Origin of the sequence: Rhodococcus sp. PvR099 (assembly GCF_017833315.1) — a bacterium.
Classification (GTDB): Bacteria; Actinomycetota; Actinomycetes; order Mycobacteriales; family Mycobacteriaceae; genus Rhodococcus_G; species Rhodococcus_G oryzae.
Window position 1 is genome coordinate 3898127 of sequence record NZ_JAFIBV010000001.1, and the last position, 13881, is coordinate 3912007.

At 70.7% G+C, this 13881-nt stretch carries 9 protein-coding genes; 4 read left to right on the forward strand and 5 right to left on the reverse strand.

The features are described from left to right. Positions 1-19 precede the first annotated feature (19 nt). The 3 genes from murJ to JOE46_RS17970 all read right to left on the reverse strand — a co-directional run bounded on the left by murJ (position 20) and on the right by JOE46_RS17970 (position 7091). Positions 20-3940: a murein biosynthesis integral membrane protein MurJ gene (gene murJ / locus JOE46_RS17960; protein WP_209927999.1), complete on the reverse strand. Its 3921-nt coding sequence runs from the start codon at positions 3938-3940 to the stop codon at positions 20-22. A gap of 206 nt (positions 3941-4146) precedes the next feature. After that, positions 4147-6537 carry a glycoprotein gene (locus tag JOE46_RS17965; RefSeq protein WP_209928000.1) on the reverse strand — a complete coding sequence of 797 codons (2391 nt, stop codon included), beginning with the start codon at positions 6535-6537 and terminating at the stop codon, positions 4147-4149. Continuing rightward, positions 6534-7091, reverse strand: a complete 558-nt coding sequence (locus tag JOE46_RS17970; protein ID WP_097210765.1) for an NUDIX hydrolase — start codon at positions 7089-7091, stop codon at positions 6534-6536. The genes JOE46_RS17965 and JOE46_RS17970 overlap by 4 nt, the downstream gene beginning before the upstream one ends. A 93-nt stretch (positions 7092-7184) precedes the next feature. Between JOE46_RS17970 and JOE46_RS17975 the strand changes: the two genes are divergently transcribed. Next, positions 7185-8633, forward strand: coding sequence for a CCA tRNA nucleotidyltransferase (locus tag JOE46_RS17975; protein WP_209928001.1), 1449 nt, complete (start codon positions 7185-7187; stop codon positions 8631-8633). 3 nt (positions 8634-8636) lie between these two features. Here JOE46_RS17975 and JOE46_RS17980 read toward each other — a convergent pair whose 3' ends face one another. After that, entirely contained in the window at positions 8637-9359 is a 723-nt protein-coding gene (locus tag JOE46_RS17980; RefSeq protein ID WP_097210767.1) for a hypothetical protein, read from the reverse strand. Positions 9360-9377: 18 nt separating this feature from the next. After that, entirely contained in the window at positions 9378-10877 is a 1500-nt protein-coding gene (locus JOE46_RS17985; RefSeq protein ID WP_209928003.1) for a DUF4185 domain-containing protein, read from the reverse strand. A 152-nt stretch (positions 10878-11029) separates the two neighbouring features. Here JOE46_RS17985 and JOE46_RS17990 point away from each other — a divergent pair, with 152 nt between their 5' ends. Genes JOE46_RS17990 through JOE46_RS18000 form a run of 3 tightly spaced genes read left to right on the forward strand, consistent with a single transcriptional unit; the run spans position 11030 to position 13870 of the window. Next, the gene (locus JOE46_RS17990; RefSeq protein WP_209928004.1) at positions 11030-11632 is read left to right on the forward strand and encodes a TetR/AcrR family transcriptional regulator; all 603 of its coding nucleotides are present in this window, start codon (positions 11030-11032) and stop codon (positions 11630-11632) included. After that, positions 11629-12831, forward strand: coding sequence for a DUF418 domain-containing protein (locus JOE46_RS27005; protein ID WP_209928007.1), 1203 nt, complete (start codon positions 11629-11631; stop codon positions 12829-12831). Before JOE46_RS17990 ends, JOE46_RS27005 begins: the two co-directional genes overlap by 4 nt. Further along, a complete protein-coding gene (locus tag JOE46_RS18000; protein ID WP_209928009.1) occupies positions 12824-13870 on the forward strand; it encodes a S9 family peptidase in 1047 nt (348 codons plus the stop codon). The genes JOE46_RS27005 and JOE46_RS18000 overlap by 8 nt, the downstream gene beginning before the upstream one ends. The last annotated feature ends 11 nt before the right edge of the window (positions 13871-13881 follow it).

Below are 13881 nucleotides of genomic sequence, written 5' to 3' on the forward strand. Positions count from 1 at the left end.
CCGAGGGCTGAAGCGACGTTCAGGGGGCCTTCGTGAAGCCGATCTCCGCGAGCGAGGACTGGTTCTTTCCGCCCTCGCTCGCCAGCTTGGTGATCCACACCAGGACCTTGCCGGTCTTGCCCTCGGCGGTCACCGGAATCGTGGTGACGCCCTTCCCGAGGACCGCCGCACCGATCACCTGGGTCTGGTCGAGGGTGGGGTTCGCCGTTGCGGCGGTGCGGATCTCGACGGAGGTGCCCGCGCTCGGCGAGTTGATCGAGACCTCGCGCAGCGCGCTCGGCTCGGCCAGGTCGATCATCAGGCCGACACCGTTCTTGAAGGTGGGGAACTGGTCGAAGTAGCCGTCAGTGGTCCACGCGGTGGCCGGGTTGCCGTCGATCGCCTGCTTCGCCGTTGCCGGGTTGTCCGGTGAGCCCTGCGGCGAGTACACGGCGGCGCCCGCGGGCACCACCGATGCCCCCGCGGGGACGGGCCCGGGTTCGGCGGTCGCCGACACGGAGGCCTCGGACGGGGCGGTCGTGAGGCCGAAGTTCTGGTCCGTCAGCGGTTCGCTGGAGCCGCCGCCCGCCAGGAAGTTGGCCAGCCACCAGCCGACCAGGGCCAACACGACGACGGTGAGGACACCGAGCGCGGACAGCGCGATGATCATCTTGTTGTCCTTGGCCCGCTTCGCCTCGGCCTCCTCGGGATCGAGAAGGGCGCGGCTGGTCGCCCCAGCGGGGCGCTGGCCGAGTCGCAGTGCGGGCATGAGGTCGGTCTTCTGGTCCACCACGGACGCCTGGTCCAGCACGTGCTGGACGGTCGCGGCCGTGCGGATCCCGCCGCCCTGCTCGAGGGCGCGGACGGCGACGGCGGAGATCTCGAACGGAACCTCGGGCCGGAGGCGTCGCGGCTCGACCGGCAGTCCGTCGTCGCCGCGGTCAGCCAGCCTCATCCCGCCCACGGTGCCTGCCGCGTGCGGCGTGCGGGGGTCGGTGCCCGTCTGAGGGGCCGCCGCCGGGCTACCGGACTCGGGCGCCGGTGCCGGCTCGCCGAGCGGCCACCGTGCGGTGATCAACGCGTACAGCATGGCGCCGAGTCCGCGCACGTCCGAGCTGGGATCGGCGTCGGCCAGGGTGGCGGGGAAGGCGAGCACAGCGTCGCCACCCGCGGAGATCCGGATCCGGTCCGGATGGTCGATCGACAGCGATCCGCCGCCGCGATGGGCTGCCTCCGCCGCCGAGGCGAGCGCACGGATCGCCCTGGCCGCGCCGATCGGAGACGGTTCGGTCTCGGCCATCTCCCGCAGCGACCGTCCGGGCGTCCACTCCGCGACGACGATGCCGCCCGAGCTGCCGCGGACCACGTCCAGGACCCGGGCGAGGCCGGGCGAGTTGATCCGACCGAGCCGCAGGGTGCGCGACAGGACCGCCTGCGGTCCCTCCGACTCGGACGTCGAGGAACTCGCGCGCTGGTCGGCGTCGACGAAGGTCAGTGCGACCTCGCGATCGAGCTTGATGTCGTGGGCCTGCCAGAACTTGAGTCCGCGGGCACCGCCGTGCGGGGCGAGGAGGCGGTAGCGCCCGCCCGCCACCGAGGCACCGGGGATCAGCTTGGGGCCACGCGTGGGCTTGGCCGTCCCGGTGGAGTCGCCGCCCACCCGCAGCGGGGGCAGTGTCGGCGAACCGATCGGGATGACACCGGTGTCGACGGTCAGGTCGCGCTCGGGGCGCTCCACCGCCGGCTTGTCGGCCTTGGCGGCAGCCTTGGCCCCATCGCCGTCCGGGGTCACCGTGGTGGGCCCGTCGTCCGTTGCCTCGATCTTCCGCGGGGCCGATTCGGGCACGGACGCCTTAACAGCGGACACGCCGGACTGGCCGTCGGCAACGTTCTCGTCGCTCACCCTCACTCCTTCGCGCATTAGTCCCGAAATCTCTCCTGTTGAGAACTGGTCCCCAGACCGCCGTGGATCAGCGTACGGGAGTGCAATCCCGCCGCTGAGGGGTATCTGAGCACCATCGATGACGGGGATCAACTCCGTCTCTGCCTCATAGAGTGGCACGACCTTCGGCGTATCGACGCGCGATTCCGGCGCCGACCGACCGAGAAGTCTGTTCACCACACGCCCCACCGCCACCGTGCCCGCGACCACCTCGGGCACCCGGGCGATACGCAGCAGCCCGAATGTCAGTCCGAGCATGATGACCGCGCCGATACCGACCTGGACGAAGGCACCCGGCCCGCCGAACCGGTCGCCGAGGCGGTCGAGTCGCAGCAGCTCCTCGGCCGTCAGCATCGTGATCCCGCCCGCCACCGAGGCGACGACGACCAGGAACGCGGTCTTGCCGACGTTCGCCATCCGCAGGTTACCGAGGCTCCGCCGGAGCAGGTATCCGCCGATCAGCGCGCCAACGGTGAAGCCGAGGCCGTTCGCGACGCCGAGCAGGCTGACGACCTGCTCGTCGCTGGTGGCCACCACTGGCGCCAGCATCGAGAGCCCGACCTTCACCCCGGTGATGCCGAGGATGATCCAGGTCGGTGTCCAGGCCTGCTCGCGGGCGTAGAACACCCGCAGGTGGATGAGGACGAGGGCGTACGGGATCAGGGTGAACGCGGACCAGCTCACGGCGTGTCCGAGCCGCTCGGCGTCGGCCTCACCGAAGTTGCCGTAGCCGAACAGGGCATGGCCGACCTGCGGGCCCGCGAAGGTGAGGAACACCACCACCGGCACCAGCGACACCATCGTCAACCGGGTCGAGACGGACAGGTCGTCGACGACCGCCGGGGTGTCCTCCGCGGCCGCATTGCGACTGAGCCGCGGCATGATCGCGGTGAGCACCGTCACGCCGAGGATGCCGTACGGCAGCTGCAGCAACAGCCAGGCCTGCTGGTAGATCACCGGGCCAGCCGCGTCCGCCGCTGCGGCGATCCGGGTGCCGATGCTGAAGCCGATCTGGCTGATCAGGACGTACAGGACGATGGCGACGCCCATCCCGGCGAACATCTTCAGCCTGGCGTCGATCCCCCACAGCGGCTTCAGGCTGATGCCCTCGCGCCGGATGGCGGGCAGCAGGGTCGCGGCCTGGGTCACCACGCCGAGCGTCACGCCCAGCCCGAGCAACAGCACGCGCCCGGTGGTCATCTCGTCGGAACCGCGGGTGACCAGCCAGAAGACCGCGAGCACGCACAGCACAACGAGGTTGTTGAGCACCGGCGCCCACGCGCCGGGCTTGAACACGCCCCTCGTGTTGAGCAGCGCGGTCAACAGGGCCGACAGTCCGTAGAAGAGGATCGCGGGCAGCAGCAGGTAGGCGAACGAGGTGGACAGTTCGGCATCGACCTTGCCGTCCTCCGGGAGGAAGATCCGGGTCAGCAGCGGTGCAGCGACGACCGCGATCACCGAGGCGACGCCGAGGATCAGGCAGGTGATGGTGAACAGCCTGCGCACGAAGGCCGCGCCGCCGTCGTCGTCCTCCTTCTCGGCACGCACCAGGACCGGCACCACGATCGCGGTCAGCACCGCGCCGAGGACCAGTTCCGAGATCATGGTCGGCAGCTGGCTGGCCACGGTGAACGAGCTGGCGGTCGCGGCGCCGAGCACGGTCAGCAGCAACACCTGCTTGAGGAAGCCGGTGATCCGGCTGACCAGGGTGGCCACCGCGATGGAGCCGGTGGACGCGAGAAGACGGGAGTTCGAGTTCGAGGCCGAGCTCTGCTCCTGCGGCTCCTGCTCGGGAGTCGGCGCCGGATCCGGCGCTGGAGCCGCAGGCCTGTTGACGGCCGGGCCGGCCACGGGCTGTGTGGGCGGTCCCCCGCGCTGATGCGGGGGCGGCGGCAGGTAGCGCTGCGGGGCGGCCCGCGGCGGCGCGGGCTGCGGTCGGTAGGTCTGAGGCTGGGCGGGGCGGAACGGGCGCGGCTGGCCCGGCGGCTGCGGCCGGGGCGGTCCGGGGGGCGGCGGCATGCGTCCGGCCTGGTCAGGCGGCGGTACCGGCCGCGGTTCGGCGGGTCCGTGCGGTGCCGGGTTGGCCCGCTCCCACGGGGCGGGCGGCGCCGGTTCGGGTTGCTGAGGGGCCGGATTCTGGGGTCGCTGCGCGGGCTCCGCGCCCGGATTCTGGGGTCGCCCGCTTGGGTCCGCTCCCGTGCCCGGTGGGCGACGCGTGCTCCCCGTCATCGAGCTTCGTACCCTTCATCCGCTGGGTCTGGCTGACCCCGGAATCGGTGCCACAGGCGCCGTCCCGCAAGTAGCAACAGTAGTGCGCCCGCGCAGGCGGTGATGATCGCCAGCGCCTTGCCGTACGCGTTCGTCCGGATCGACACCGAGGTCGGCTCGCCCAGTTCACGGCCGTTCGTGGTGGTCAGCGCGACATCGACCACCAGCTTGCCGACGTTCTCGACGGTCGCCGGCACCTGCAGCGTCCGGCTGCCGCGCGGCGGCAGCTGCTGATCGCCGATGTCGGTGACCGTCATCTCCGGCGGCGCCGAGATCTGCAGCCGCACGTTGATCCCCACCGGCAGGTCGTTGCGCGCGACCAACAGCAGCGGACTCTGCTCCGAGGCGAGGGTGTAGGCGCCGCCGGGGGGAAGCACCGTCACCGACGCGTAGATCTCGGTCAGCGCCTTCTCGACGTCGCTGACCCGGGTCTCGGCGGCGGCCGTCGCGGCGCCGCGGTCCCGGTCGCGTCTCCCGGACGTGCTCAGCGCCCGCAGCAGGTCCTCGCTCAGCGGCGCGGTGTAGCCGCGCGGGGTCAGCGCCGACTGTGGATCGTTCACCAGCGTCTCGGTGAGCGCATTGATCTCGGGGGCCACCGCGGCGGCTCCGGTCTGCACCCGCTCGGGCGCGCCGTCCTTGGCGGCCTGCGCCGGATAGTCGAGGTCGACCGGCGACTGTGCGGTCGGTCGATCGAGCAGGTCGGCGAGCGGGCGCGGGTTGGCCAGCCCCGAACGCATCAGGGTCGACACCGTCGAGAGGACGGTGCGCGCCTCGTCACCGTTCACAGACCAGTTCTGCGGCGGCACCACGAGTAGGCCGTGGTCCGCGTTCGGGGTGGCGTTCGGCGGCGGCGTCAGTGCCGGCCAGGCGATCGCGCCGAGTGCGTCCTGGAGTCGGGCGGTCCGCGAGTCGTCGGACAGGTCGTATCGAACATCCGCCGGGGTGTACGTGGGTGTCTGCGGGGTGGCACCGACGGCGGCGAGGGCGGTGGCCGCGGGCACATCGAACAGCGCCGCGGACAGCGGTCGATCGGCGGTTGTCCCGGCCAACGGCACCGTCGACCGCGTGGTCTCCTCGGCCACCGCGTTGTCGGCCAGCAGCGCGGTCGGACCGAGCCCCCGGAGACCCGCCGCCTCGGGGTTGAGCACACCCGAGTCCGGCCAGGTCAGGCCACGGCGCGAGGTGATCCCCAATATGCCGTCGACGATCCCCGCCGGTGCCGACAGGGCTCGCTCCACCAGCGTCGGGTCGTCGGTCTTCTGCAACGCCGCGAGATCGACCTGCGCGAACGGCACTGCGGTCGTGCACAGTCGGGAAGACAGCGATCTCAACCGTTCGAGCCACTCGGTGGCCGGGGTCTGTCCGGTCCCCTCGTGTGCGGGGCCGTTCGGATCCGAGGGATCGTCGACCACCAGGTATCCCCTGGTCATGTTGCTCACGGTGATCAGCAGATCCGGGTCGACGGCCAGGCACATGCTGTCGGCGAGCTTGTGGTCGCGGTCGACGCTGTCCCCTGTGGCGAACTCGGCGGCGGCGAGCAACTGCTCGAGCCGCCCTCCGTCCGCCAGCGAGTCCGCCAGGTCGTCGTCGACGAGTCGGACCTTCTCGTCCGAGGATCCCGGGATGCCGGACGCGAGCCGGGGCTTGTCGGCGAACGGCCACATCAGGGTGATGGCCACGGGGTCGGTGATGCTCGGCGGGACCGCCGCCGCGTCGGGGCGATCGGCGCCGCGGATGCTGGGGTCGCGCGGGAGCCCGAGCACCGGCAGCAGGAATCGGGCGTCGTCGAGCCGGGCCTGGCCGCCGTACTCGGGTGTGCCGTTGACGTTGACCAGCAGGGGGTACACCCCGGGCTCTGTGATGCCGAGCGACACCGAGGAGGCCGACCGCAGCGGCATCGCAAGGGTGAACCGGCTGGACTGCCCCACCTGCAGCTTCTCGGTGACGGTGGTGAACTCCCCGACCGTGTCGTAGGCCTCCTGGTCGGCCGTGAGCATGGACCTGAGCTGCGCGGACTCCGAGACGGCCGGTGCGGCCTGGAGCCGCACCTTCACGTCGTGGACGGGACGATCGCCGACGTTGCTGACCGAACCGGTGACCGTGACTAACGGTTCGCTGGAGGTGGTGACGGCCGTCGGGGTCACCTTGTCGATCGTCAGGCTCACGAACTCGCGCTCGTCGGTGTTCGACCGCACCCCTGAGGACGCGGGTTCGGTGGCAGCGGACTCAGCGCCGCTGTCGGGTCCGTGTGTGGGTGCGGCGGCGGCAACCGCGGCACCCATCGGGGCGGCGGCCAACGCCAAGGCGGACAGGGTCGTCACGGCAAAGCGACGCAGGGTGGCCCTCATCCGTTCTCTCGGGACGCTTCGCCGGTGGCGGACGCCATCTGGTCGATCAGCTCCCCCGCGACTCCCGCGAGCCGGCGTTCGTCGGCGTAGGCGAGACGGGACTCCAACTCGGCCAACGGAACCCACGCCACCTCGGTCACCTCGACGTCGGCGTCGGAGAGCTCGCCGCCCTGGAACCGGAGCAGATAGTGGTGCACGGTCTTGTGGACGCGCCTGCCCTCGGTCACGAACCAGTAGTCGATGCTGCCCAGTTCGGCGAGCACCGTGCCCTGGATCCCGGTCTCCTCCGCCACCTCACGCATCGCCGTCTGCTCGGCGGTCTCGCCCTGCTCGATGTGCCCCTTGGGCAGTGACCAGAGCAGCCGTCCCCGCCGGTCGGTCCGACCGATCAGCGCGGCGCACTGCTCGTCGCGGGGGCCGTCGAGGCCGTCGACCACGAGTCCGCCCGCCGACGTTTCGCGGACCGTACGCATGCGCGTGTTCGAGCGGTCGCCGTGCCCACTTCGTCGCCGCGGGTTGCGGCGACTGCGATTCGCGCGTTCGGCAGCAGACACCCAATCAATACTAGTTGCCCAGCGGGACCTGCCCCGAATCCCACACCGGCCGAGCGGCAAGCCGTCCCCCGCGCGTCGGTAAGCTGCGTACTCGTGGTTTCCCCTACTCCCGACGCCGATCGACGTGCCCGACTCCTCAAGGATGCCTCCGTGACCCTGCGGGGCCTCGCGGACGTGCTGACCCCCTTGGGTGCGCGGTTCGCCGCCGCCGGGCACGAGCTGTACCTGGTTGGCGGCAGCGTGCGGGACGCGGTGCTCGGCAGACTGGGCACCGATCTGGACTTCACCACCGACGCGCGGCCGGAGCAGGTGCAGGCAATCCTCAAGGGCTGGGCCGACAACCAGTGGGACACCGGCATCGCGTTCGGGACGATCAGCGCCGCCAAGGGTGATCAGCAGATCGAGATCACCACCTTCCGCACCGATGCCTACGACGGGGTCACCAGGAACCCGGAGGTCGTGTACGGCACCAGCCTCGAGGAGGACCTGGTCCGCCGCGACTTCACGGTCAACGCGATGGCCGTCCGTATCGGCGCGGACGGATCGCAGGAATTCACCGATCCGCTCGGCGGCATGGACGCACTGCTCGACGGCGTGCTCGACACCCCCGCCGCGCCGGAGATCTCGTTCAACGACGACCCCCTCCGCATGCTGCGGGCCGCCCGGTTCGTCTCGCAGCTCGGCTTCGCCCTTGCGCCCCGGGTGCATCAGGCGATCGTGGAGATGGCCGGACAGATCGACCGGATCACGGCCGAGCGGGTGCGTGCCGAACTCGACAAACTGATCCTCGGCGAGTTCGCGATCGACGGCATCAACGTGATGTGCGAGACCGGACTGGCAGCCCGGGTCATCCCCGAGATCCCGAAGATGAAGCTGGAGATCGACGAGCACCACCAGCACAAGGACGTCTATCAGCATTCGCTCACCGTGCTGCAGCAGGCGATCGACCTCGAGGACGGCGACCCGGACCTGGTGCTGCGCTGGGCCGCGCTGCTGCACGACATCGGCAAGCCGGACACCAAACGCAACGAGCCTGCGGGCGGGGTCAGCTTCCACCACCACGAGGTGGTCGGGGCCAAGATGGTGCGCAAGCGGATGCGCGCGCTCAAGTACTCCAAGCAGATGATCGACGATGTCGGCCAGCTGGTGTTCCTGCACCTGCGTTTCCACGGCTACGGCGAGGGGCAGTGGACCGATTCCGCTGTCCGCCGCTACGTCACCGACGCAGGCGAACTGCTGCCGCGCCTGCACAAGCTCGTCCGCGCGGACTGCACCACCAGGAACAAGCGTCGCGCGGCGAAGCTGCAGGCCACCTACGACGACCTCGAGCAGCGGATCGCTCGGATCGCCGAGCAGGAGGACCTGGGCCGGGTCCGGCCCGACCTGGACGGCAACGCGATCATGAAGCTGCTCGGCATCCCCGCCGGGCCCGAGGTCGGCAAGGCATGGACCTTCCTGAAGGAACTGCGCCTGGACCGCGGCCCGCTCAGTCCGGAAGAGGCCGAGGCCGAGCTGCTCGCGTGGTGGGCACAGCAGCAGTAACCGCTATCCGATCAGCCGGAGCAGCTGAGTCAGATCGAACGAGCTGCTCAGCATCGGGATCTCGAGGGTGAAGCGGACGACGTGGCCGTCGCGGGTGGCGCGGACGTTGCGGGCGTCGTTGGGCAGTGGCGGCAACGGGATGACCGGCGCGGGCAGGTAGCGCCCCGGCACCGGGACCCCCCGCCAGCGGGCCCGGATCACCTCGATGCGCAGCACGTCGTCGGCGATCGAGGCGTCGACGAGGGCGGTCAGTCGGCGGTGCCGGTGCTCGGCGCGGATCAGTCCGGATTCCTCGGCGAACAGGATCCAGTCGAGGTTGCTCTGGAGATTGACCTGCGCCAACAGCGCCGACAGCGCGACGCGGCCCTCCAGATCGATCTGTGCGGTCCGGACCCGGGTCGGTGCGCCCGGCACGAGCCGAACCCCGTTGGCGACCGCCGTCACCTCCTCCAACGCATGCCCGCCCCAGTCGATGCCCGTGAGCCGGGCCCGTGACTCGAAATGCGCGCCCTGACGTCGCACGCGAAACGAACCCAGCCGGGCCGTGACCGGCACGCCCTGCAGGGTGACGGTGACCTCCCGCCCGACGTACCGCCGCGCGATGCCGAGGCTGAGCGCGGTCATCACACTGTCGGGGACCAGCGCCGTCATCGTGCCCGCGCCGAGGGTCGCCACCGGGTCGACCCAGGAGGTGGTGATCGACGACAACGACCATCCCGTGCCCATGACAGGCAACGATAGGCCTCAGCGCAGCCTCGCGTGCATCAGATAGACGTTGTAGCTGTCCCACTCCGACATGGTGAAGTACACATCGTCGGCGGTGGACCACGGATGCAGGAAGCCGCCGTACAGGTCCGGGTAGTCGGCGCTGCTCACCAGCGGGACTCCCGCCGACCACGCGCCCTGCGGGCTGTTCGCCTGGCGCAGCACGATGGTCTCGGCCGGTGCGTCCAGGTAGCTCATCTGCCACAGGTCGCGGGACCCGTCGTAGCGCACCGACACCTCCGAGGCCACACCGTCGAGGATGGGTGTGGGCGAATGCTCGCCGATCGGGGTCCAGGTCCCGTCGACCCAGTATTGGTAGGCCGACTTGTCGAGCACGTCGTCGGTGGCGACCCGGGCGAGGGCGATGGTGCCGAGCCGCCCGTTCGGGGTGCCGAACATGTAGACGTGGTCACCGGCAGGGACCATGCTCGTGACCTGGAATTGGTTCATCCCGAAGATGTTCTCCCACTTGGCATACGGGTCCTTGGTCCAGGTCTGGCCGCCGTCGTCCGAGTAGGCGATGCCGCCGTGGTTCGTGTACCACCTGCCGGGGACCATGCTCCAGCGCCGGACCGACATGTAGCTCATGTACTGCCGGTCGCCGATCGCGAAGCCGGAGGTCGGGATGGTCGTGGTCTCCCAATTCTTGACCTTGCGGCTGCCGAGCAGTTCGGCGGCGTGGCATGCACTGTCCTGCACCATGGAGTCGAGGGTCAGGCCGTCGGAGAGGTCGCGGTCGGTGCTGTGCCCCAACACATTCGAGCGCCAGTCCTGGCCGTTCGCGCCCGGTGGTGCCCAACCCCGGCCGAAGGTGTCGCCGAACGCGATGGCCACCTCGCCCGGCCTGCTCTCCCACATGATGCCGAGGTCGGTGCCGTTGACCTGCCACCGCTTGTCGGTGCGGTTGATCGAACCGGGGCCGGTCAGCTGGGCCACCAGGGTCACCTCGTCGACCGTCGGTGCCGCGGCGGGGGTGCCGACCGGTCCCGGCTCCCATGGTGGGAACCGCGGGACCGGCGGCGGAGGCGGCGGCAGGCCGGGCCCGGGGATCGGGATGGGGATCGGTTCGGGGTCGGGGGCGATGGAGAACCGCGGTATCGACGATCCCCACGAGCCCGAACCCGAGGAGGAGGAACCGGACTCGGACGAGCCCGCGGGACCGGGTCCGGGCTGCTCGGGCGCGCTGTCGGTGATGTCCGGGCACGGATCGGCGCACGGGTCCGCGGGCAGCGGGGCCTGTGGGATGCGGGTCAGGTCCTGCGGCGGGTCGGGCACAGGGACCGGGACTATCTGGGGCCAGGGCACCTCGATGTCGATGCCGGGCGGCTCGGCGGACTCGTCCTTGGCGGACGGGTCGAAACCGGTCTCCCCGCAGGCGTTGGTGGGCGCGGGCGCCCCCGTCGCGGTCGCCGGGGCGAGCACCGAGCCGGAGGCGGCGAGGGTGAGCACGAGCAGTGGTGCGCTCAGGCGACGGATCACGAAGCCCCCTTAGGCCTTCCCGATCGCCCACCGCCTCCGGACCGGCCACCGCGATCGTTGAGATGAATTTAGCAGTGGCCAACGACTCGCCGAGGGATTGATTAAGTGACCACTCAATGTATTATTGGCCACTCCGAGTACCAGGAGGACAGATGCGCACAGTCGACGTTGCCGCCAGGGCGGCCAAGCGGACCGCCCTGATGGACGCCGCGGCGCGGTGTTTCGCCGAGCGCGGCTACAGCGCCACCAGGACGGCGGACATCTGTTCGGGCGCGGGCATGAGTTCGGGCAATCTCTTCCACTACTTCCCCACCAAGCACGATGTGCTGCTCGCCCTCGTCGAACGCGACGGCGAGCAGACAAGCGAGGCGATGACCGATCTCGCGCAAGCCGGTGACCCCATGGCCGCGCTGCTTTCGCTCCTCGACGAGATCTGCGGGCTCGCGGGCGATCCGGTGTACTCCGGTCTCGCGCTGGAGATCTCGGCCGTCGCGCATCGCGACGAGGAGGTCGCGGCCCGGTTCAAGGCGAACGACCTCACCTTCCGGTGCGGGCTGGCGACGCTGGTGGAACGGGCCGGGGATGCCGGTCAGCTGTCCACCGATCTCACCCCGGAGCACGCCGCGACCTGGCTGGCCGCGCTCGTCGACGGCATGTTCGCCCGCGTGGCCGCCGACCCGGATTTCGATCCCTCGGCCCAGGCCCCGATCCTGCGCCGGATCGTCACCCAACTCCTCGTGGGCGGTCCCGAGTGAGCGTGCGCACCGGCACCGTTTCCGTACCGGTCGCTCCCGACCGGCTCCGCAATGTCGATGCGCTGCGCGGGTTCGCGCTGTTCGGCATCCTTGCAGTCAACATCTGGGCCTTCGCCGATCCCTACTACGCCTCGCCGGAATCGAACCCGGCGTTCGATTCCGGGCTCGATCACGTCGTCCGGTTCACGGTCTCGCTGCTCTTCGAGACCAAGTTCTACCTGCTGTTCTCGTTCCTGTTCGGTTACAGCTTCACGCTGCAGATGGCGGCCGCCGAGCGGGCAGGAACGGCCTTCCTCCCGCGGATGCTGCGCAGGCAGAGCGGGCTGCTCGCCATCGGCCTCGTACACGGGGCCGTCCTCTACTACGGCGAGATCCTGTCCACCTACGCGATTCTCGGCCTGATCCTGTTGGCGTGCAGGCACATATCGCCCCGCCGTGCCGTGCAGATCGGCGTCGGACTGGTGGCGGCGGTGGGCGTGGTGTGGATGCTCCTCGGGCTGCTGACGCTCGCGGAAGGCGGGGGCGAGGGCGTCGCCGCATCGGATGCGGCGGTCAAGCTGACGGCCTTCGGCGGTGACGCGGCCGCGACCCTCGGCTTCCATTCCGGGCACCTGCCGGAGACCATCTCGGCTCTGGTGGCCCTGCAGGCACCGAGCGCGATGGCCATGTTCTTCTTCGGATTCGCCGCCGGCCGGGTGCAGGCGTTCGCGGACCCGGACCGCTTTCGGCCGCTGATGCGGCGGATCCTGGTCTTCGGGTTGCCGGTCGGGCTGATCGGCGCGCTCGCCTACGCGCTGGCCGCGGCCTACGCGCCCGGCGGCGGCGTGGAGACCTTCGCGTTCGGGCTCGGGCAGCTGACGGCGCCGATGCTCACCGCGTCCTACGTCGTGGCAGGGGTGATGCTGTTCCGTACCGCCCCGGGCAGGCGGATCGAGTCGGCACTGGCCCCGATGGGCACGATCGCGCTCACCAACTACCTGCTCCAGTCGCTGGTGCTGGGCGTGCTGTTCACCGGCTACGGGTTCGGCCTGATCGACCGGATGCCACCGCTTGCGGTCCTGACGGCCGTGCCGGCGATCTTCGCGACCCAGCTCGTCCTCAGCCGCTGGTGGCTGCGCGGGCACAGGTACGGTCCGGCGGAGTGGGCGCTGCGCGCGATCACCATCGCGGGCATCCCGCCCTGGCGGCGTCGTGGCTAGCGCGTCGCCGTCGCCCCGCCGCCGACGGCGTCGCCGCGGCGTTGGCGGCCTCGCGGCGCTCCTGGCCCTCGTCCTGATCGGCGGGTTGGCGGTCGTCGCGGGCAACAGCTACGCGCTCCGCGAGGAGCGGGTCACGATCTCGACCGCCGCGGGCGCGCTCCGCGGCGTCCTCGCCCTCCCCCGCGATGCGGAGGGGCCGGTCGGACTCGTCGTCTTCGTGCACGGGGACGGGCCGGTGGAGGCGACCAGCGAGGGGTTCTATCGGCCCATCTGGGAGGCCCTGGCCGAGGCCGGCTACGCGTCGCTGTCCATGAGCAAGCCCGGAGTCGGCGGCTCCCAAGGCAATTGGCTCGAACAGTCCCTCCACGACCGTGCCGTCGAGGCCGGGGCGATGATCGACTGGGCGCTCGATCGCCCCGAGATCGACCCGCGGCGTATCGGGCTCTGGGGAGCGAGTCAAGGCGGCTGGGTCCTGCCCGAGGTCGCCGTCGACCGGCCGGAGGTGTCCTTCGTCATCGCGGTTTCACCGGCGGTCAACTGGCTCGACCAGGGCCGGTACAACCTGCTGGCCGAACTCGATGCCACCGGTGCCGGCGAAGCCGAACGTCGGGCCGCGATCGCCGAGAGCGACGCGGTCCGCGCCCTCCTGAATCGGGGCGCCCCCTACGAGGAGTATCTCGAGGCGTCGGCCGACGACGAGCCCATGGACCGCGACCGCTGGGGCTTCGTCCTGCGCAACCACACCGCCGACGCGACGGCCGCGCTCGGGGAACTCGGGCGCAGGGACATCCCGGTGCTGCTCGTCCTCGGCGAGGATGACCGCAACGTCGACGTCGGCGACACCAAGCGCGCCTACGAGCGTCTGCTCGGCGCCCGGCTCACCACGGCGCGTTTTCCCGGCGCCGCGCACACCCTCGCCCGGTCCGGCGTCGAGGAATCGGAGCTGTGGGGAGTCCTGGTCGGCACGTTCGCGCCGCGCCAGGTCTTCGTGCCCGGATATCTCGACGCCCAGCGCGACTTCCTCGCCGGCCTGCCATGACCCACCGCTCC